This is a genomic window from Acinetobacter sp. NyZ410, from assembly GCF_022828975.1.
Taxonomy (GTDB): domain Bacteria; phylum Pseudomonadota; class Gammaproteobacteria; order Pseudomonadales; family Moraxellaceae; genus Acinetobacter; species Acinetobacter guillouiae.
Map to the genome: position 1 here is coordinate 4,352,416 of NZ_CP094620.1, position 21,537 is coordinate 4,373,952.

At 39.6% G+C, this 21,537-nt stretch carries 22 protein-coding genes; 7 read left to right on the forward strand and 15 right to left on the reverse strand.

Translation table 11 applies throughout. The annotated features are described in order from the left end of the window. Window positions 1–255: 255 nt before the first annotated feature. The 5 genes from rnr to MTO68_RS20590 all read left to right on the forward strand — a co-directional run bounded on the left by rnr (window position 256) and on the right by MTO68_RS20590 (window position 6,343). A complete protein-coding gene (gene rnr, locus MTO68_RS20570; RefSeq protein WP_178283395.1) occupies window positions 256–2,706 on the forward strand; it encodes a ribonuclease R in 2,451 nt (816 codons plus the stop codon). A 158-nt stretch (window positions 2,707–2,864) separates the two neighbouring features. Next, entirely contained in the window at window positions 2,865–3,500 is a 636-nt protein-coding gene (locus MTO68_RS20575; RefSeq protein ID WP_244014173.1) for a hypothetical protein, read from the forward strand. Window positions 3,501–3,592: 92 nt separating this feature from the next. Next, window positions 3,593–5,620, forward strand: a complete 2,028-nt coding sequence (locus MTO68_RS20580; protein WP_244014175.1) for a M3 family metallopeptidase — start codon at window positions 3,593–3,595, stop codon at window positions 5,618–5,620. A gap of 54 nt (window positions 5,621–5,674) precedes the next feature. Then, window positions 5,675–5,884 (forward strand): YheV family putative zinc ribbon protein, encoded by a 210-nt coding sequence (locus tag MTO68_RS20585; protein WP_171066870.1) that lies wholly within the window; start codon window positions 5,675–5,677, stop codon window positions 5,882–5,884. 15 nt (window positions 5,885–5,899) lie between these two features. Further along, window positions 5,900–6,343, forward strand: a complete 444-nt coding sequence (locus MTO68_RS20590) for a hypothetical protein (protein ID WP_034614345.1) — start codon at window positions 5,900–5,902, stop codon at window positions 6,341–6,343. 100 nt (window positions 6,344–6,443) lie between these two features. Here the strand turns inward: MTO68_RS20590 and MTO68_RS20595 are convergent, their stop codons facing one another. Continuing rightward, window positions 6,444–7,364, reverse strand: coding sequence for a DMT family transporter (locus tag MTO68_RS20595; RefSeq protein WP_034614348.1), 921 nt, complete (start codon window positions 7,362–7,364; stop codon window positions 6,444–6,446). Between the two features lie 164 nt (window positions 7,365–7,528). On the opposite strand from MTO68_RS20595, the gene MTO68_RS20600 reads away from it, so the two are divergent. After that, the gene (locus MTO68_RS20600) at window positions 7,529–8,308 is read left to right on the forward strand and encodes a helix-turn-helix transcriptional regulator (RefSeq protein ID WP_034614351.1); all 780 of its coding nucleotides are present in this window, start codon (window positions 7,529–7,531) and stop codon (window positions 8,306–8,308) included. Window positions 8,309–8,367: 59 nt separating this feature from the next. On the opposite strand, the gene MTO68_RS20605 is transcribed toward MTO68_RS20600, so the two are convergent. The 6 genes from MTO68_RS20605 to MTO68_RS20630 form a co-directional block, all read right to left on the reverse strand. Next, window positions 8,368–10,566 carry a TRAP transporter large permease subunit gene (locus MTO68_RS20605; protein WP_034614355.1) on the reverse strand — a complete coding sequence of 733 codons (2,199 nt, stop codon included), beginning with the start codon at window positions 10,564–10,566 and terminating at the stop codon, window positions 8,368–8,370. A gap of 416 nt (window positions 10,567–10,982) precedes the next feature. Continuing rightward, a complete protein-coding gene (gene rrtA / locus MTO68_RS20610) occupies window positions 10,983–11,555 on the reverse strand; it encodes a rhombosortase (protein ID WP_244014177.1) in 573 nt (190 codons plus the stop codon). Window positions 11,556–11,621: 66 nt separating this feature from the next. Then, window positions 11,622–12,710: a hypothetical protein gene (locus MTO68_RS20615; protein ID WP_056512199.1), complete on the reverse strand. Its 1,089-nt coding sequence runs from the start codon at window positions 12,708–12,710 to the stop codon at window positions 11,622–11,624. 220 nt (window positions 12,711–12,930) lie between these two features. Continuing rightward, window positions 12,931–13,092, reverse strand: a complete 162-nt coding sequence (locus MTO68_RS20620; protein WP_004725737.1) for a hypothetical protein — start codon at window positions 13,090–13,092, stop codon at window positions 12,931–12,933. A 202-nt stretch (window positions 13,093–13,294) separates the two neighbouring features. Continuing rightward, window positions 13,295–13,522 (reverse strand): hypothetical protein, encoded by a 228-nt coding sequence (locus MTO68_RS20625; RefSeq protein ID WP_244014179.1) that lies wholly within the window; start codon window positions 13,520–13,522, stop codon window positions 13,295–13,297. 163 nt (window positions 13,523–13,685) lie between these two features. Continuing rightward, window positions 13,686–13,943, reverse strand: a complete 258-nt coding sequence (locus MTO68_RS20630; RefSeq protein WP_004816878.1) for a succinate dehydrogenase assembly factor 2 — start codon at window positions 13,941–13,943, stop codon at window positions 13,686–13,688. Window positions 13,944–14,123: 180 nt separating this feature from the next. Here MTO68_RS20630 and MTO68_RS20635 point away from each other — a divergent pair, with 180 nt between their 5' ends. Continuing rightward, window positions 14,124–15,296 carry an acyl-CoA dehydrogenase family protein gene (locus MTO68_RS20635; protein ID WP_004725731.1) on the forward strand — a complete coding sequence of 391 codons (1,173 nt, stop codon included), beginning with the start codon at window positions 14,124–14,126 and terminating at the stop codon, window positions 15,294–15,296. Window positions 15,297–15,461: 165 nt separating this feature from the next. On the opposite strand, the gene MTO68_RS20640 is transcribed toward MTO68_RS20635, so the two are convergent. From MTO68_RS20640 to secY, 8 genes are all read right to left on the reverse strand, one after another. After that, window positions 15,462–16,952, reverse strand: a complete 1,491-nt coding sequence (locus MTO68_RS20640; protein ID WP_004725729.1) for an NAD(P)/FAD-dependent oxidoreductase — start codon at window positions 16,950–16,952, stop codon at window positions 15,462–15,464. 199 nt (window positions 16,953–17,151) lie between these two features. Continuing rightward, window positions 17,152–17,517 carry a 50S ribosomal protein L17 gene (gene rplQ, locus MTO68_RS20645; protein ID WP_004281488.1) on the reverse strand — a complete coding sequence of 122 codons (366 nt, stop codon included), beginning with the start codon at window positions 17,515–17,517 and terminating at the stop codon, window positions 17,152–17,154. Between the two features lie 18 nt (window positions 17,518–17,535). Beyond that, on the reverse strand, window positions 17,536–18,543 hold the full coding sequence (gene rpoA, locus MTO68_RS20650) for a DNA-directed RNA polymerase subunit alpha (RefSeq protein ID WP_004816876.1): 1,008 nt from the start codon (window positions 18,541–18,543) through the stop codon (window positions 17,536–17,538). 17 nt (window positions 18,544–18,560) lie between these two features. Next, window positions 18,561–19,184: a 30S ribosomal protein S4 gene (gene rpsD, locus MTO68_RS20655; protein WP_004725725.1), complete on the reverse strand. Its 624-nt coding sequence runs from the start codon at window positions 19,182–19,184 to the stop codon at window positions 18,561–18,563. A gap of 12 nt (window positions 19,185–19,196) precedes the next feature. After that, the gene (gene rpsK / locus MTO68_RS20660; RefSeq protein WP_001040166.1) at window positions 19,197–19,583 is read right to left on the reverse strand and encodes a 30S ribosomal protein S11; all 387 of its coding nucleotides are present in this window, start codon (window positions 19,581–19,583) and stop codon (window positions 19,197–19,199) included. Between the two features lie 19 nt (window positions 19,584–19,602). Then, a complete protein-coding gene (gene rpsM, locus MTO68_RS20665) occupies window positions 19,603–19,959 on the reverse strand; it encodes a 30S ribosomal protein S13 (protein ID WP_004725722.1) in 357 nt (118 codons plus the stop codon). 107 nt (window positions 19,960–20,066) lie between these two features. Beyond that, complete coding sequence (gene rpmJ, locus MTO68_RS20670; RefSeq protein WP_000867907.1) at window positions 20,067–20,183, reverse strand: 50S ribosomal protein L36; 117 nt, start codon at window positions 20,181–20,183, stop codon at window positions 20,067–20,069. Window positions 20,184–20,204: 21 nt separating this feature from the next. Further along, the gene (gene secY / locus MTO68_RS20675) at window positions 20,205–21,524 is read right to left on the reverse strand and encodes a preprotein translocase subunit SecY (protein ID WP_171066869.1); all 1,320 of its coding nucleotides are present in this window, start codon (window positions 21,522–21,524) and stop codon (window positions 20,205–20,207) included. Between the last annotated feature and the right edge of the window lie 13 nt (window positions 21,525–21,537).

The following is a 21,537-nucleotide window of genomic DNA, read 5'->3' on the forward strand; positions in this document are numbered from 1 at the left end:
CGCCATAATACAAACTAAAACCCGATTCGGCAAGTGATGACATTAAAAAAAATAGAGAAATTTACTCAATTAAATACTTTTTAAGCGATTTTCATCATTTTGTTGTTTTTTTATGCTGTAAAATAATCACAATCTACAAATACCAAGAAAAATTCTCTAAAAACTAAATTAAAAACACAATATTGCAATCAATTACGTGCAGTATTCCACTGTATGTCTTATGCTAATCCTATCTTCTGACTAGAAACCAAATACATCATGAAAAATTGGGTCGATCCTGAAGCCAAAGCTGAAGCTGAGCGTTACGACAATCCCATTCCAAGTCGTACCCTTATCCTAGAAATCATTGAACGAAAACAAGAAGCATTGTCACATGCAGATCTTGTTGAACTGCTTGAAATTGTCGATCAAAAAAGTATAGATGCGCTCAGCCATCGTTTAAGTGCAATGGTCCGTGATGGTCAGTTGATGAAAGATGGTTTTAAATATCAGCTGATGGCAGATCAACCTACCCTAGACGCTACTGTTTATGTCAACGCTAAAGGTTTAGGTGTTGCAAGCTTAGATGGGAAGAAAGATGAGTTCCTTCTGCCTGAGCGCGAATTACGTCAAGTCTTCCATGGTGACCGCGTTAAAGTCCAACAAACTTCTGTAGACCGTAAAGGTAAAGCTTGGGGCTATATTACTGAAGTGACTCAACGTCGAGTTAAACAACTGATCGGTAAAGTTGCAGAATTTGAAGGTGAATACTTTATTCAACCTGCACCTCCCAATGCTCATCAGCCCATAACTTTAGAAAAAGAACTGATTGAACATGCCAAAGCCAAAGTCGGCGATGCATTACGTGTTGAAATTGATGACTATCCAACACGAGATGAGTTTGCGACAGGTCACGTGATTCAATCAATGGCGGATAAAGCCGATACTGAAATCATTATCCCACAAACCATTTTAGAATATGGTTTACCTTATGAATTCCCAGAAGAAGTCATCAAAGAAGCAGAAGCGTTTAAAGAACCCTCTGCAAAAGATCGTCAAGGTCGTATAGATTTACGAGATTTGCCTTTAGTCACCATTGATGGTGAAGACGCACGTGACTTCGATGATGCAGTCTATGCGGAAAAACGTCCTGGTGGTGGCTATCGTGTCGTTGTCGCGATTGCAGATGTCAGTCATTATGTCCGTGTTGGTAAACCTTTAGATGATGAAGCGCAAGAACGTGGTACATCGGTGTATTTCCCACACTATGTATTACCAATGTTGCCTGAAGCACTTTCAAATGGCTTATGTTCTTTAAATCCACATGTTGACCGTTTATGTATGGTGTGTGATTTAAATTTAAGTCGTGCTGGTAAAGTGACTAAATTTGAATTTTATCCGTCAGTGATGCATTCAAAAGCACGTTTAACCTATACCCAAGTTGCACAATATTTGGATGGCGACAGCAATGCAATTCCTGAAGATCGTGATGTCCGTAAGTCAGTCAATACGCTCTACCAATTGTATGAAACTTTAAAAGGTTTACGTGCACAACGTCATGCAATGGAATTTGAAACCGTTGAAACCTACATGACTTTTGATGAATTGGGTGGAATTAAAGAAATTTTACCGCGTTCACGTAATGTTGCGCATAAGCTTATTGAGGAATGTATGTTGCTTGCTAACGTTGCAGCAGCAGAATATTGCTTAAAAAATGAAGTTCCAATGTTGTATCGTGTGCATGAAGCACCAGAGTTTTCACGCATTCAAAAAGTAAAAGACTTTGTAAAATTATTGGGCTTTAAATTCCCTGACCAACCGACACAAGCCGATTATCAAACGGTGATTGAAGCAACCAAAGATCGTATTGATGCACCGAGTATTCATGCGGTGTTGTTACGTTCAATGATGCAAGCCTACTATGGTCCAAAAAATGTGGGGCACTATGGCTTGGCTTATGAAGCATATACCCATTTCACTTCACCAATTCGTCGCTACCCTGACCTGCTATTACATCGTGCGATTAAAGCCAGTTTAACCAACAAAAAGTATCCTCTTTCAGGTGCAGCATTAGAAGATGCGGGTGAACATTTCTCTGCAACTGAACGCCGTGCAGATGAAGCTTCGCGTTCGGTTACTTCATGGCTGAAATGTCACTATATGCAGCAACATTTAGGCGAAGAATTTGTTGGTGTGATCAGTGCAACCGCTGAATTTGGTTTATTCGTAACCCTAAAAGATTTATATGTGGATGGTATGATTCACGTGAGTCAATTGGGCGATGACTACTTTGTTTATGACCAAGTTAGTCAAAATTTAGTGGGTCAAAATCGTGGTCAAGCCTTTGGCTTGGGTGACGAAGTCAAGATCAAAGTTGCTGGGGTTAACCTAGAAGAACGTAAGATTGATTTTGAATTGTTACAACAACTGTCGCATGCGGGCCGTGTAATCCGTAGTCGTGCACCACGTGTTGCAAAACCCGTTGCCAAAGAAGAAGTTTTTTCTGAACGTCCTGTCAAAGTTAAATCTGAATCTGACAGTGGGAATGCCAGCGAAGATGGGGAACGTCCCATTCGAAAGAAAAAGCCCAAAGGAAAACCCAGCTCTTACAATAAGAAACCTGGAAAAAGTGCTGCAACTCAGCCTGAAACAAAGGCTAAAGATAAAGTGAAGAAAAAGGCTAAAGCAAAAAAGAAAAAGTCGAACGCAAAAGCAAAGACTGAGTAATTTTGACTTACCGCAAAATCAGAGAGCTTCGGCTCTCTTTTTTATCATTAAAATTTTAAATTTGAATACGTCTAAAAATACTTTTCTTGTACCCTCATAGAGTCTTCCTTGTTTTATAATGCATCTATAGTGACTCAAATAACTCTAGAAATAACAGCATGAAAATTAAAAATATACTATCACTCTCAACCCTGCTACTCAGCTGTGTAGCTTCTGCTGAAACCATCACCTTTAAAACCCAAACTATTCCCCCCAAATATACGAATTTTTCAGGAAATATTCCCTTTATCCAAGGGAAAGGTTTTGAAAAAATCAACCAACAGATCAAACACGAACTTTTGGCAGATGATGCTACACGTATCGACTTTAGTTCAGGAAAGATCTATCAGGATCAAAACTATTTAAGTGTTTATACCCATTTAGAAATTGAAGGCGGACGAAGCTATTATCGTGAAAAGTATTATGTGATCGATTTAAAAAATAAACAGTTCGCAACATTGTCACAAATACTACAAAAATATCAATTGTCCGCAGCACAAATCTCAAATGAAATTGCTCAGCAACTTGACCCATGTATTGAAAATAAAACAGCAACGCTTTCTAAAACGTCTAATGGCTGTGATAGCGCAGATCTGCAATACCTATACCGATACTATGCTGAAGATCAAAATTTTATTGCGCTAAAAAATGCAAATGGCTTTTATCTTAAAAAAGATATTTTAGGCATCAGTTTTGATGCGGGCGCATATTCTATCCCTTTTGAATACAACCTGAAAACCAAACAAGTCCATTAACATCTGTGTTAATTTTATTGTCACACCTTGATTTCCCCTGCCAGAAGCCCTACATCTATCTATAACTTAAGAAATGATTTGGCATAAAGCTCATGACACTAGAACAGGCAACGTTGCCAGTACCGCAATTTGATCAAATTAGTTTAGATCAACTCAAACAAAATATTGAAAAAGCCATCCAAGACGGTCAAAACTTTTTAAATGACTTGGTACAAGTCCCTGAAAGCATTCAACAACAACTTGCAGTGATCGAAAATGTAGATTCACTTGAAAATAACATGAGTGAATCTTGGGGAATTTTGTCACACCTCAACGCAGTGATGAATAACACTGAAACGCGTGAAGTCTATCAAGCCTTGTTGCCAAGTTTAAGTGAATACTATACTCAGATCGGTCAACACGTTGCCTTGTTCCAAACTTATCAAAATGTTTATGATCATGCGATTTTTAGCGACTTGCCAACGGCGCAACAAAGTGCAATTAAGCTGGCTTTACGTGATTTTAAACTTTCAGGTGTTGCCCTTGAAGGTGAAGCTAAAAAACGCTATGCAGAAATTTCTGCACGATTATCCCAATTGTCTTCTGATTTTTCTAATCATGTTTTGGATTCAACTCAAGCCTATAGCAAAACTCTAACTACGGATCAGCTTAAAGGTCTACCACAAGGCAGTATTGAATTACTCAAACAATACGGTCAACAACGCGAACTAGATCAGCCTGTTGCGACCTTAGATATTCCATCTTATTTGGCCATCATGACCTATGCAGAAAATCGTGCGCTCCGTGAAGAAATTTATCACGCTTATGTTACACGCGCCTCAGATCAAGCCAGCGATACGCAATTTGACAATGCACCCGTGATGGTTGAAATCCTCAGCTTACGTCAGGAAATGGCCAAGCTTTTAGGTTTTGACAATTTTGCAGAATATTCGCTTGCTTCAAAAATGGCACCCGATGTGGCCACTGTTGATCAATTTCTGGTTGATTTAGCAGAACATGCACGTACACCTGCATTAAAAGAAATTGAAGAACTCAAAGCCATTGCCAAACAAGATGGTATAGATGAGCTAAAACCTTGGGACAGCAGTTATTATTCTGAAAAACTAAAAGTTCAACAGTTCAACCTTTCTCAGGAAGATTTAAAACCATACTTCCCTGCGCCTAAAGTGATTCAAGGCTTATTTAACGTGGTCAATCGTTTATATGGAATTCAAGTCATTGAACGCCAAGCACCACTTTGGCATACAGATGCCCATTATTATGAGCTAGAAGACCAAGGCACTGTGATTGGTGGTTTTTACTTTGACCTCTATGCACGTAACGGTAAACGTGGTGGTGCATGGATGAGTGGTTTCCGCTCGCGTATGCAAACCAAAACGGGGTTACAAAAACCAATCTGCTATATGGTTGGGAACTTTACCCCACCTGTCGGTGATCAACCTGCCCTATTAACGCATGATGAAGTGAATACCTTATTTCATGAGTTTGGTCATGGCTTACACCATATGTTGACCGAAGTAGACAATATTGCAGTTGCTGGAACGCACGGCGTTGCATGGGATGCCGTGGAGTTACCTAGCCAGTTTATGGAGTTTTGGACATGGGATACGGAAAGCTTGGCTTTAATCAGTGAACATATTGAATCTAAAGACACACTTCCTAAGCATCTTTTAAAAGCCTTACTCGATGCTCGTTTTTTCCAGTCAGGTATGCAAACTTTACGACAAATTGAGTTTGCACTGTTCGATTTAACCATTCATAAACTTACACCTGCCCTAAATGCCGAACAAATCCAAGCAACTTTAGATGATATTCGCCAGAAGTATGCCGTTTTAGCAACAGTACCTTATAACCGCTTCCAAAATGGCTTTAGCCATATTTTTGCGGGCGGTTATGCTGCAGGTTATTATTCTTATAAATGGGCAGAAGTTTTAGCAAGTGATGCTTTTGACCGCTTTGAACATGAAGGTGTGTTTAATACCCAAACTGGACAAGAATTCCGTAAGGCAATCCTTGCAGTTGGCGGAAAAGATACAGCACTTGATGCATTTATCAATTTCCGTGGTCGTGAACCTAAAATAGATGCATTATTACGTCATCAAGGTTGGACGAATAGCTAAAAAAACGCTTAAACTAACGGCCAAAATTGTTTAAAGTGTGGTGGGTGTATGAATATTAGACGTCGTTTCATTGCTGGTGCAAAATGTCCAAAATGTGAAGCGATGGATCGTATTGTTATGCTCACCCAAGGCGATGCTGAATGGATTGAATGCATCGAGTGTGGATATTCTGAAAATCGCCCTACCCATGTAGATGCGCCTGAAGAACCTGCTATACCTGATGAAATTGGGGTCATTCAATTCAAGCCTCGCTCTTCAAAATAGATCGGACCGAATAAAATGCATATAGAACAAAGAAACAATTCAAAATTAATGTGGATTATTGCAGGCGGGTTGGGGGCAGTTATCGTTTTAATTGCTATTTTTTTCTGGTTAAATAACACCTCTGAAAGCACCCAAATCAATGAGCCATTGAACCAGACTACACCTGCTGCGAAGAAAGTGGAAACAACGGCACCACCTGTGGCAACGTCTGTTGAACAAAGTGCTGCTTCAGAGGCTGCCAATGTAGAATTGGTCAAAGCATCCATTTTAAAAGATAAAATTCCTGAAAATGCCAGTTTAGCGAAAGAAGAAGTGGCTAAACTAGAAGACATCCAAAAACAACTTGATGATCAGCAACAAAACCTCAAATCACAACATGCTGATGCGGATCAATTGATTAAACTTAAGGAAGAGCAAATCAAGCTACTTCAACAGCAAATGGCCGCACAAAATCAATAATTTTTGATCATGTGCAAAAATGACGATCTGATATCAGAAAGCCTTAACCTCTTTATAAGTTAAGGCTTTTTTCAATTTGAACAATAGACATTTCAATATTTTAAAGTGAGTCCAATGACTGCTGTGTTGATTTTTTCCATTGGATTGGCTTTTGGATAATTTGCGCCAATAAAATTCCACAGAGTGTTAAACCGCCACCAACCAAATGAAAAACTTGTAAATGTTCACCCAAGAGCACCACAGCAATTAAAGCTGTAAACACGGGCAATAAATTCATAAAAATACTATTTTTATTGGGCCCCAAATGTCTTACACCTTCAATCCATAAATAAGACAATAAAATTGATGAGAAAATACTGGCGTACAAAATCAAAGGAATGGTCTGTTGATTCAGTTGCATTTGCGATGCAGGTAAAAAGATAAAAAACGGCAAAACATATAAGATGGCAAAGCTCGACATCACAAAATTCGATTGCCATGCAGGGATCGGCATTTTCCAACGTTTTAACAGCACACCATATAAGGCGTAGCCGATTGCGGCAAGCAACATCAAGCCATCTCCAAGATGCATACCTTGGCTAAAAACTTGGGCAATATGCCCATGACTCAATAAATACAAAATGCCATAGAATGATAAAAAGCCTCCGATCACTAAGCCATAGCTAATCTGATCTTTTAAAATCCATGTACTTAAAATAATCGTCAATAATGGAATCAATGCCGTCACAATCGCCATATTGGTCGCTGTCGTGGTTGTCGCGGCTTGATAAGACAAAAATTGGAATAAGGATACAGAAAGAAATCCACCTAAAGCCAAATGTTTCCAATACTGGCGAATAATATGGCGATTTTTCCACGTGGGAATCAATACAAAAGTACTCATCACCGCGAGCGCAAAAACCAAACGATAAAATGTAATCGCCACAGGTGAAATTGCATGACTTGCCATTTTAGACACAATCACATTTCCAGCCCAAAATAAAATGGCAAACAATGGATAGAAATAAGCTTTTTGAAACATGCTGCTCTGCCTATACAGAAAGATTCAACCATGTTAAAAAATAATCATTTTGTATTTGTACGACAAAATGACAATAACTATCGCAAAAAGGACATTATGCTTGAGGACTAAGCCAATTCCACGAATATATGATTGGCAGTGCCGTATTGATTGAGGAGTAAATCGTGGGGAATAATTATGATCATGGATTTTTAGATTATCCAATTTATGCCTTTACTGAAAATTATTCCCATGGGCATATTGAAGATTGGCATAGCCATGAGCGTATCCAACTGATTCATACGCTTTCTGGGGTTATCCGTATTCAAACGACAGAAGGAACATGGGTCACGCCACCGGGACGCGGTGTATGGATTCCAGCCTATAAGGCTCATGCCTTACTGATCAGCGGTGATGTGCAAGCTTATGGTGTATTTATTCAGCCAGACGCACGTTTAAAATTAGTCAATGAATGTCGTGTTGTCACGATCTCACCCCTGCTAAAAGAGCTTATTCGCTCCGCGATGCAGATTCAAACCACGATCCATCCTCAAAGTCGTGAAGCACGATTGCTTGAACTGATTTTAGATGAGTTGGAGCTTCTCCCTGTTCTACCATTTAATTTACCTGAGCCACAAAATATTAAATTGCAAAAGCTTTGTGCTGAAATCAAACTTGATCTCAGCCATACATGGACACTCGAACACGCAGCTCAATTTTTACATGTTAGTCCGAAAACCCTCACTCGACATTTTCAGAAAGAAACCAATATGCATTTTAGTCATTGGGTACGGCAGGCAAGGTTGATGCAAGCCATGACTGATTTGGCAATGAATAAATCAATTTTCAATGTTGCACTGGATTTGGGCTATGACAGTGCCAGTGCCTTTAGTGCCATGTTTAAACGTGAAACCAGTTTGACGCCGAGTGAGTACATTCAGCAGTTTCAATTTGAAGATCACTAAATCTATTCAAAATCCATAGACAGAAAAAAAGCGCCCGAAGGCGCTTTTTAGACATTCAATTATTTACTGGCATACCAGTCAAACAGGTTAAACATGTACGGCGCATAGGTCACAATCACCAATGCTGAGAACAGCACCACGATTGGTAAGATCCAACGCTCATAACGATAGTAGAAGCTTGTATATTTGGCTTTTGCCTCTGCATCGGCGGCGGCAACCTCTGCATCACCGACCGAGAGCCTCGTCAGCAAATGGTTGAGCGCAACAGGTGGCGTAACATAACCAAACTCAAATGCAACCAGTACAATCATCCAGAAGTGAATCGGATGAATACCATTTTCAAATGCAACTGGCGCAATCGTCGCAGCAACAAGAATCACCGCACCAAATGGATCTGTTGTCATACCAATTAATGCAAGTAACAATGCCATAAAGCCGAGTGTTACCAAGATACTACCCAGATGTGTTGGAACCATGGTCACGATCTCACTACGTTCAATCAGACCACCAACACTTGCAGACAATGCCATTAAGATAATTAACGCACCAATATGACCAACACTTTCCGATGTTGCAAAACGAATGGCGCTACGGAAGCCACGTTTTGTTTCAGCGGTATCGCCATGCTCACGTAAGTATTCAGAATTTTTTTCATGCTCTAGAGCAAGCGCTTTATTTGGGTTTTCTGGTATCGGTAATTTATTACCAAATAACTTATCAAATAAAATAAATGCCAATAGCATGATTGGAAGAATTACAGGTGCAGTAAATTCATCCATTTTCGTGTCCAGACCAAACTGATAGAAGCCAATCACGACAGCAACAATCAAGATATATGGAAGCACTGGAACGAAAGCACGCAACATACCAGGGACAGCAGTTTTCGGTGAGTTAATACGGAACTTATTCTCAGCAAGGAATAACGACACCCCTAAGAAAATAAATGCGGTTAACCAGAATACATAAATACCATGATTAAATAACTCGTCTGAAGTTACATGACGGCTATCCAGCATTGAAATTAAGATCACCAAGAGACACGGACGTAGTACAACACCCAGCGAACCTGACATTGCTGAAACCGCAAGTGCATATTGACGACGAGCACCTGAATTCCACACTTCTTTATAGATAATTGCACCAGCAGCAACAACGAAGATTCCCGAAGCACCTGTATATGCGGTTGGAATTGCAGCACCAATCAAAATGATCCACGTCAACGTTTCAGGCGCTAAGTTCCAAGGACGAAGAATCGCCAAGAAAAGATCCATCACACGTGTTTGGGTCAATAACATACCCGCCCAAATAAACAGTGCTAAGTTAAGGAAGATATTTGAAAATTCAGTCAACAAGCCAAGGTAAATACCTTGCCCCATTGGGTAGTCCATAAAGAAAGTAAACGCAATACCTGTCACAATTGCCATAAAGGCATATAAAGGTATGCTCAGCAGCGCAAGGCCAAATTTACCGCCTTCTTCAGCATTTTCTGGTGTACGGAATAATTTAAACAAGCTGATGACTGTTAAGACCACAAACAGGATCATCCATAACCAATAGACCCCAATCGTTTCAAGGGTCGATTCAACACCAGAATTGAGTACTGAGCGATATTGGCTAATGACCGAGAAGCTCAGTAAGGCATTCCCCAGCACCATCGCAATGTTATAGACTTTAAAATCAAGCTTGGTACGCGCTGGACGTAGCCCAATATGATGCATCTTCAATGATGCGGTAATTGCCGCGATCACCACCATCAAAATCAGGATGAGTACGCGATGTTCAGAGCCCCATTTTAATATCCAGAAGAACCCCGTTTCCATCGAACGATATGTACGAAGGGAAGGATGATCTTCCATATGTTTGATCGATTTATCATAGAACGCATATTTCTGTTCACAATCCGTTTGCGCTGAAACGAATGAAGCGCGAACATCTGCTTCTGGCGTTAAACCAAAAAATGCCGCATCAGGATCACTGGCTTCCTGTTGCATTTTTTCTTTGACAAGCTTATCGATATCTACATTGCGGTCACATGAAGGTTTGTTGGGCTCAGCACGTAAAAAGGAATATTGCATTCCTATTTTTTCGTCTCCATATAGGCGTTCACCTAAACGAAGCATTTGCCCATGAATCATATCCCCTGTCCCAATGATCAAGGTCAGGAGAAGCAGAATAAGGATGGAAAAGGTTGAGAACCACTCATTCCAGAGATAACTGAGTAGACCTAATCCCGATCTATTATTTACAGGTTCTTGCATTGTTATTCCAGTTTTTATAACCAGTGTACAATCGCTTGCACAGCTTATCTTTTATTATTAGGTGAGAGGTAAAATCCTTTACCAATACCCATTCCTATCATCACCACTCAAATTTGCCTTAATTTTCCTAAGAAAAACATGACAAAGATTAATTTTTTTGGCGAGCTTTTTGTCAACTCATCTATAGTCTTATCATTAAATGTGAAAAAACAACTCAGTACTTATATTTTTTACAACTAAAATAGATGTAACATTCACATAATTAACCACAAATGAGAATCACTATCCATTCATTACAAAGCATTTATTCAAATTTATTTTTTAAATATTTTTACAATGCTATGTGCTTAACCTCATCAAAATAATGAAATTTTATAAAATAATATTTCATACAAATAATAGCGTTGATTCGCTTTCTATTTGATGACATTAAGTCGAAAAATTAAGCTCAAAATGGCACAAATACTTCCAAAAATCACCCCAAGCAAATGCGCCTGTATTAAAACAGGATGACCAATCAATTGTTCAGTTTGTAGTGCACCAAAAAAATGTTCCCATGCGATTTTGCCGAAGATGCATAACAATACGATGAAGGCAAAATTTCGTTCTGGCTTTTCTTTTAAACTGACGATTGCACAAAATACAAACAGACCATGAAGAATGCCAGACAAACCTGCATAAGCAAAAATATGAGGATAAATCAGATAAAAACAGAGACTGAGTAAAGGCGGTAAAATAAGCAATAAAGCAATAAAAACTTTCTTTTTAATGTTTGGAAATAAAAAGGGTAAACAAGCCAAAGCCAAAACATTTAAAACATAATGAATCCATCCCACATGAACCCAATGCCCTGTCCACCAGCGCCAAGGCTGGCTTAAAAAAACATCGTGCTGATAAAAGAAATGAGTTTGAAAAAGCTGAAGAATTGCAAAAAAAATGATACTGGTTGCAATAAACAATATATTTTTATCTAACTTGTGTTGTTCCATGCTACACCATAAAAAAAGAAGAGCTGTCGCTCTTCCTCAATTCTAACCAATTCATGCAATTGAATACTATGGATTTGCTGCAGGTTCGTCAGCTGAAGCACTTGGCTCTTCAGTCGGTGCAGGTAAATCATTAAACAATTCATCATCACCCGTAGATGCTTGTTCATCCCAGAATGTGGTCATTCCATCATCTGCTGCACGAACACCAGTATGTTCAGTCCAATAACGATCTGCAATACCTTGAACCATTTGACCTGCCATACCATCTAACAATCTAAATTCAGGGTTTACTGGCTTATCATCTGCACGCGATGCGGCATAGGCTTTTAACGCCGCTCTTAATTTAGCATCATCACCACTGGCTTGTGCTGCAACAGCATTCATTGCAAATGCTAGACGAACACCTTTTTGTTCTGCGATTTGCATTGATTGTTGTAAGGTCTGGGTTGGATCAGGCTTACCATCTCCTGCACCTGGTAACAATATCCAAATCACTGCACGTGTCGCCATTGGCGCACCCCAGAATTTGTTATTGTCTAGACATGCCATACCACGTTCGACAATCGCAGCAATATCTTTCGGTACATTCACTGCACCGCCAGAGTTAATGTCATTGGTCATCGATTGCAAACCACTGAGCATACCAATTAAATAGATGGTTTGATCTAAGTCCTTACGCATGGTTGGACAAGAATCACCTAAAGTATATTTATATTTTGCCTGCCAACGTTCTGCAAATAATTGATAACCCGTGTATTGACGTTCTGCGGCAAGGGCTGCCCAACGTTTTTGTTCTATACGAGCATCTTGCGCTTCAGTCACTTTACCGTCTTTTGAAGCACGTAAATATCTGAGTTCTGCATCCAAAGCACGATTTTCTGCACACATCCCCGCAGCTGAATATAACAATACTGCCATACGGGTTGGGTCGGCCCCCATATCTTTTGTTGCCATAATCGCTGGCGTTAATGCATTGCCTGAGTTGCACGCCATATCTGTATCATTGCCCGCCAAAATGGGTGGGACGATATGTTTTTCACTAAAGCCAAGCGCAACATTGGCACCTGATTTTACAACATATGAACAACCTGATAACACAGATGAGGCAACAACAGCGGTCAGCATCAATTGACCAAGCTTGTGGACCTTAGACATACTTCCTGTCCTCTATATAATTGTGTTTATATCCCTTTTAAAATAACAATATCAGATGCAATCTCTGAATAACAGAGTAATAGCTCTAATTTCATCTGAAGAATTTGCCACAATATAGAAAGTATTCAATTGACCTAATCTGGTTTTTATACAAATTTTAAGCAAAAAAAAGTAGCATTGCGACGGTTCAGCACATGCTACTTGTTAAAAGGTAAACTCTTTAAGAGAGTTTATTGGTTTTAAGTCTTTTAAATTTGCTACCGTTAACACTGTTAGCGTTAGCTTTCTCAATCTGTTCCCTCAGCATAGTTCCTAGTCTTCCAAATATAATTGCAAAAACAATTGCAACCACTAAGAACCAAAACGTATGAATTTCACCCATTTGGAAATTCCTCCTCGCTGTTGGTAGTTTTAATTTACATGCAAAATCAGATTTTTACAGAGATAATTGTCCGACAATTTTACAATTGCGCTATTTTGTATATATTTGGTCTAACAATGGATATTAAATAAGCAAAAATACAAATAAGATTTTGTTTTATTTAGATTAAATTTAGATTAGATTTTTTATATTTGTTAGACAATTAACTTAATTTGACCCGAGATTTTAAAGATTTCCACTGTATTTTGCCCACCTGATCTTGCCAAATAATTAAACTTTTATTGTTTTTCTCACAAAAATACACTGCGATATAAAATCGATGATCAATCATTTGCTGAATTTGTACATGATGAATTTGATTGGAATCCTCATATTGTAGGGTCCATTGATCTAAATCAAAATGTTCTAAACTTCGGACTTGTGGACGCATTCTAAATATTTTTAGACTGAAGCATGCCAACAACAGCAGTAATCCACTTATCCATACAGTGATAATCGAGTACAGCACTATAAAAATAATTGTTAAACACAAAAGCTGAAAACCCAGTGCAATACGACTGGGTTTGAATTGATATCGTTGGTGAGTTTTTAACTCATCCGTGGACATAATCTTTAAGTTTATTGATCAAGCTTCTGAGTTCAGGTCGAGGTGGCTCTGAAACTTCCATAAACCAATCCAATAAATCTGGATCTTCCTGATCAACTAACTCTTTAAACAAGGCTTTTTCTTGCGCACTTGCTGCTAAGTAATATTGTTTTACGTATGGGTCAAAATATACATCAATCTCTTTTAAACCGCGACGAGCACGATAAATCACTTTACGTTCTTCTAAAGTAAGTTCTTCTGACATCATTTTCCCCCAATGGTTAATTCTGACTTAGTTTACCCGATTCCCGACCGATTTCTCGCTAAATTCTTCTAAATGACCAAATTCATCATTTAAAAATGAGTTTTGAGCATTCATCTCATTGCGACAAATAAGCAATTCACATAATTTCAACTCACTAAAACTCATATGGATATTATAAAAATGCAATCAGGTGCTATCCGACCTTTAACCAATATGTTGCCTCGTAAATTGTTTAATTCCGATCACGATGCTTTTCGTGAAACCGTACGTAAATTTTATGAAAAAGAAGTTGTGCCAAATATTGCTAAATATGAACAGCAGCAACATGTAGATCGCGATTTATGGAACAAAGCAGGTGAAATGGGGCTGCTCTGCGCAACCATGCCTGAAGAATATGGTGGCTATGGCGTAGATCGCCTCTACAGTATGATTCTGATTGAAGAACAAGCCTATGCAATGGACTCTTCTACAGGTTTTTCTTTGCACTCGGATATTGTTGCCAACTACATCAACAACTTTGGTAATGAAGAACAGAAAAAGCATTGGATTGCTAAAATGGCTTCTGGAGAAACCGTTACAGCTATTGCGATGACAGAACCGGGAACAGGCTCAGACCTACAAGGTGTTCGCACCACCGCCGTTTTAGATGGGGATGAATATGTGATCAATGGTTCTAAGATCTTTATTACCAATGGTTACCTATGCGATATGGCAATTGTGGTATGTAAAACAGGCAGTTCAGAGAAAGGTTCTGCCAACCTATCTTTGATTATCGTTGAAGCTGACCGTGCTGGCTTTAGCAAAGGCAAACCACTCAATAAAATTGGTATGAAAGGACAAGATACTTGTGAATTGTTCTTTGAAGATGTTCGTGTACCAAAAGAAAATTTATTGGGTATGGAAGGCATGGGTTTTATCATGCTGATGAAAGAGTTGGCATGGGAACGTATGCTGGTCGCGATTATCTGCCAAGCAGGCGCAGAAGCAGCGTTGGCACACACCGTTCAATATACCAAAGACCGTAAAGCGTTTGGTAAACCGATCGGTGCTTTTCAAAATACACGTTTTAAACTTGCTGAAATGCGCACAGAAATTGATTTCTGCCGTGCTTACCTCGACCGTTGTATGGAATTACAACTTGAAGGTACATTAGGTGTTGATGCTGCAGCTGCCGCAAAATACAAAATTTCAGAAGTATTCTCTAATGTGGTTGATGAATGCCTTCAATTACATGGTGGTTATGGTTATATGCTGGAATATCCAATTGCACGTGCTTATATTGATAATCGGGCAAATCGTATTTATGCAGGTACAAACGAGATTATGAAAGAACTGATTTCCCGTTCTTTATAATTTATCTGATCATTGTTAAAGGAGCTTTGGCTCCTTTTTCTATCACCAAGCATTCTTTTTAAATCAATTTTTATGTCGCAATAAATAAGGAGCTTTCGCTCCTTGTTTATTTCATAGCTTGTTTATTTTGCTATTTCTTAGTTTGGTTGCTTCTACTAGGTTTGATTAAGAAACCAGTTTAGGCTTTTTTGCGAGTTGTGCTTCACGCTTATGAAATTTTAAAACGCCATCTTCAAACTTGGCATTTTTAAGTTCTTTACGATCTGCTAAATAGTTATTCGACACTTTCCAAGGTGCATGCTTACCTTGTTTCGGCATCACATCCGCCGCACGAGCAATATAACCTGAGCTTAAACTGCCCATCACCGTATCTTCCATCAATTCAGTTGCATCACCTTGCGGAATAACTTCGTCATAGCCCTTCTTGTCCATATAGTTTACAAGACGGCAAATATACTCACCTGCGATATCAACTTTTAATGTCCATGATGCGTTGATATAACCAATGATCATTGCCATATTTGGCACATCGCTAACCATCACACCCTGATACAGCATGTGTTGAGACGTATTCATTGGTTTATTATCAATTGTAGCTTTGATACCACCCAAGATTTGGATTTCTAAACCTGTTGCTGAAACGATGATATCCGCATCTAAATGCTTACCAGATTTTAATTGGATACCTGTTGCGGTAATTTTCTCAATTTGATCTGTTTCAACGCTGGCTTTACCAGAACGTAAAATTTTAAATAAGTCACCATCTGGCACAACACATAACCGCTGATCCCATGGATTATATGTTGGGGTAAAGTGTTTCATATCCACTTTACCTTTTAATTGCATTTCAATCGATTTGAGTAAGAACTTACGCAGTAATTTCGGTTGTTTTTGTGCAAGTGCATAGATACCGCGTTGCATACCAATATTACGTGCACGGGTTAACTTATAGGCCACATCTTCAGGTAAAACCTTACGCATTTTGTCATAAACAAAGTCAATAGATGGGATTGAAGCAATATAGGTTGGTGAACGTTGCAACATGGTCACATGCCCTGCTCCACCTTTTGACATCGCAGGCACTAAGGTAATAGCTGTTGCACCACTACCAATAATCACTACTTTTTTACCCGTATAATCTAAGTTTTCAGGCCAAAATTGTGGGTTAATAAATTCGCCTTTAAAATCATTTTTACCTGGATAATCAGGTTGATAACCTTGGTCATAATTATAATAACCCGTACATCCGATTACAAAGTTTGCAACCCACGTATTGAGTTTTTGATTTTCATCTTCAATTTGTACGACCCATTTTTTAATTGATGAATCATAATTTGCAGTACGTACACGCTGATTAAAATGAATTTTATCTTTTAATTTAAATTCATCGACAACTTCAGCAACATAGCCTTTAATCGAAGCGCCATCTGCCAAGACATTGGCTTTTTGCCATGGTTTAAAATTAAACCCAAAAGTAGACATATCTGAATCGGAACGGATACCCGGATATTTAAATAAATCCCAAGTACCACCGAAGCTCTCACGACGCTCAATAATTTCAAATGAACGTTGTGGTGAGTGTTTTGAAAGATGCGCAGCTACACCAATACCAGAGATGCCTGCACCAACGATAAGAATATCAACTTGCTTTTCCATGTTGTTTTTATAACCTTTTTAAGAGTACTTTTTTATTAAAGCACAAATCTGACAATACGCAATGTCAAGTTTGCATTTTTCTGACGAAATTTAAGTCAATTTGGGACAAAACCATAAATTGTCCAACAAAAAGACATAAAAAAAGGCCGGTGAAACACCGACCTTTTTCGAACAACCGATTGTTCTGTGACGTGAGTAATTAGTTTACTTCACGATCCACAAGTTCTACATAAGCCATCGGTGCAGCATCACCTGCACGGAAACCAGCTTTAAGAACACGTAGATAACCGCCGTTACGTTCTTTGTAACGAGGGCCAAGAACGGTAAATAATTTACCAACTGTTGCTGCTGAACGAGTACGAGCAAACGCCAAACGACGGTTTGCTACAGTATCGTTTTTAGCTAAAGTGATTAAAGGCTCAGCTACACGACGTAACTCTTTTGCTTTAGGCACAGTAGTTTTAATTAACTCATGCTCAAACAAAGAATTAGCCATGTTTTGAAACATCGCTTTACGATGGCTGCTGGTACGGCCTAATTTCACACCACTATTACGATGACGCATGGTGATAGTCCTACTTAATTAACGGCTACGATAGGCGAAACGATCGTCCATACGGAGACTAGCTGGTGGCCAGTTCTCTAAACGCATGCCGAGCTGTAAGCCCTTAGAAGCCAGAACATCTTTGATCTCAGTAAGCGATTTTTTACCAAGGTTAGGAGTTTTAAGCAACTCAACCTCAGTACGCTGTACTAGATCACCAATGTAGTAAATATTTTCTGCTTTCAAACAGTTAGCAGAACGAACAGTAAGCTCTAGATCATCAACTGGACGAAGCAAGATTGGATCAACTTCTTCACGTGGCTCTTGAGCAACTGGAGCTTGATCTTTCTGAAGATCAACAAAAATTGCAATTTGTTGTTGCAAGATTGTTGCCGCTTTGCGGATAGCTTCTTCAGGATCTACAGTTCCATTCGTTTCAAGATCAATGACGAGCTTATCAAGGTCAGTACGTTGTTCTACACGAGCATTTTCAACTGTGTAAGACACACGTTTAATCGGGCTATAAGAAGCATCTAACTGTAGACGACCTACAGGACGCGTTTCGCCTTCAGGGAAACGTGAGTCAGAAGTTTCATAACCACGACCTTGAGAAACTTTCAAGCGCATTTTTAATGAGCCTGAAGCACTTAAAGTACCAATCAGATGTTCAGGGTTAACCACTTCAACATTATGTGGTAAACGAAGGTCAGCAGCAGTTACATCGCCAGGACCTTGTTTTTCCAATGTCAAATATGCTTCGTTTTGATCGAACAGCTTAATAGACAATCCTTTTAGGTTCAGCAAGAGCTCGACGATGTCCTGCTGCAAGCCTTCTAAAGTACTGTACTCGTGCTCGACACCCTCTATCTCTACTTCAACCACGGCTGCGCCAGGTAAAGAAGACAAAAGGATGCGACGTAAAGCATTACCAAGAGTATGACCAAAGCCACGCTCTAATGGTTCAAGAATCACTTTTGCCGAGGTCCCGCTTGCCGCTTCGACCTTGATCGCTTGCGGAGTTAGAAACTCGTTTGCAGTACGCGTCATTATTGCTACCTCAAGGATTATTTAGAATACAATTCTACAATCAAGCTTTCGTTGATTTCAGCAGGTAAATCAGAACGATCTGGTGCAGCTTTAAATGTACCTTCAAGTTTTGAATGATCTACTTCAATCCAAGCAGCTGTTCCACGTTGAGCAGCTAATTCAATTGCGTTTTTGATACGTAATTGTTGTTTAGCGCTTTCGTGAACTGCAATCACGTCGCCCGCTTTAACTTGGATAGACGCGATGTTAACACGACGACCATTTAAAGTGATTGAACGGTGAGATACCAGCTGACGAGCTTCTGCACGTGTAGAACCAAAACCCATGCGATAAACAACGTTATCGAGGCGGCTTTCAAGCAATTTCAACAAGTTTTCACCTGTTGCGCCTTTAACACGAGCAGCTTCTTTGTAGTAGTTACTAAATTGACGCTCTAAAACACCGTACATACGACGTACTTTTTGTTTTTCACGTAATTGTAGTGAATACTCTGATTGTTTAGCACGGCTTTGGCCATGTTGACCAGGAGCTTTAGCAGATTTTTTTGTTTTGACGTCAAATGGTTTAACGCCAGATTTTAATTGCAGGTCTGTCCCTTCGCGGCGAGAGAGTTTGCATTTTGGACCAATATAACGAGCCATGAATGTTTCTCCTTACACGCGACGTTTTTTAGGTGGACGGCAACCGTTGTGCGGAATCGGTGTCACATCGGTAATGCTGTTAATTTTATAACCCACTGCACCTAATGCACGAACCGCAGATTCACGACCTGGACCAGGACCTTTTACAAGGACGTCCAAGTTTTTCAAACCGTAATCTAAAGCAGCTTTACCAGCAACTTCAGCAGCTACCTGAGCAGCAAACGGAGTTGATTTACGTGATCCACGGAAGCCTTGTCCACCTGAAGTAGCCCAAGCCAATGCATTACCTTGACGATCAGTAATCGTAACAATGGTGTTATTAAAAGAAGCGTGAATGTGTGCAACACCTTCAGAGACGGTACGAGTGACCTTCTTGCGTGTGCGAGTATCTTTAGCCATCTTTTAGCTTCCAGAAATCTTATTTCTTAATAGGTTTGCGCGGACCTTTACGGGTACGTGCGTTAGTTTTGGTGCGTTGTCCGCGAACAGGCAAGCTGCGACGATGACGAAGACCGCGGTAGCAGCCTAAATCCATTAAACGTTTAATGTTCATGGAAATTTCGCGACGTAAGTCACCTTCGGTCGGAACCTTAGCAACTTCTGCACGAATCGCATCAAGCTGAGCATCATCTAATTCACGAATTTTAGTAGTAGTCGTAATACCTGCAGCAGCTAAAATGTTTTTAGCTGTGTGGCGGCCAATACCAAAAATATACGTGAGAGAGATAACAGCATGCTTGTTATCCGGAATGTTTACACCGGCAATACGAGCCATTCAAATTTCTCCAAAAAGGCAGTAGAGATAATCAACCGCCCCACAAAAATCTTGAGGGGCGGATAATAACCTAATTAGCCTACTGAAATCAACAGGTCTTAATTAAATTAACCTTGACGCTGCTTATGACGAGGTTCTGCGCTGCAAATTACGCGAATAACCCCATTACGACGGATAACTTTACAGCTACCACAAATTTTCTTTACAGAAGCTTGTACTTTCATGATGAAACCTTCTAAGTGCGCTTATCCCTTAGGATGAGCAGTCGTTTTTCTCATTAACGATTGATCGTCATACTGATGTGATGTCAAATGGGCTTGAAGCTGAGCCATAAAGTCCATAACAACAACAACTACGATAAGTAATGAGGTACCACCCAAATGGAATGGAATACCAAAAGAACTTTGTAAAATCATCGGCATTAAACAGATGACTGTAATGTAGATTGCACCAATAAACGTCAAACGATTAAGAATATGATCTAAGTAACGAGCAGTTTGCTCACCTGGGCGAATACCAGGTACATAAGCTCCACTGCGTTTCAAGTTCTCTGATACTTCTTTCGGGCTAAAAACAAGCGCCGTATAGAAATAACAGAAAAAGATAATTAACGCACCGAAGAGCACTAAATACAACGGTTGTCCAGGCGATAATACCAATGCCAAATCTTGTAGGCTACGTTTTACAATTCCTGCATTTGGATCAGCACTGCCTAACCATTGACCTAAACTTGCAGGGAACAACAATAATGAACTTGCGAAAATTGCTGGAATAACCCCTGCCATGTTGATCTTCAATGGCAAATGCGTTTGCTGTGCAGTGAATACACGACGACCTTGCTGTTTTTGAGCATAGTTCACAGGTATACGACGTTGAGCTTTTTCAATAAACACAATCGCTGCTAAAACAGCAACTGATAGCAATCCAAAGATAGCCAAACCAATTAAACTTGATTGGCCATTATCTACCGAAGTAAATGCTTGAATCACTAAGTTTGGTAAACCAGCAACAATACCTGCAAAGATAATCATTGAGATACCGTTACCAACACCGCGTTCAGTAATTTGCTCACCTAACCACATTAAGAACATGGTACCTGCAACTAACGATGTTAGCGCTGGAATGTAAAAAGCCAGTCCCGAAGTCAAAGTAATACCTTGACTGATTAGACCAGCACACATCCCGATACCTTGGACTAATGCGAGTAAAAGGGTGCCGTAACGCGTATATTGATTAATCTTACGCTTACCTTGCTCGCCTTCTTTCTTCAATGCTTCTAACGAAGGCACCACGGTCGACATCAACTGCACAATAATAGATGCAGAAATGTACGGCATGATACCTAACGCCAGAATGGACATTCGTTCTAATGCTCCACCCGAGAACATGTTAAACAAACCTAAAAAAGTACCTTCATTAGCTTTGAAAAAACGTTCTAGAGCAACATTATCAATACCTGGCAGCGGAATATGCGCTCCTAGTCGAAAGACTACCAATGCACCAATCAAGAACATTAATCGGCGAATAATTTCACGATATTTCACATGAAATGGTTGACCTTTCATCATGTTAACATGA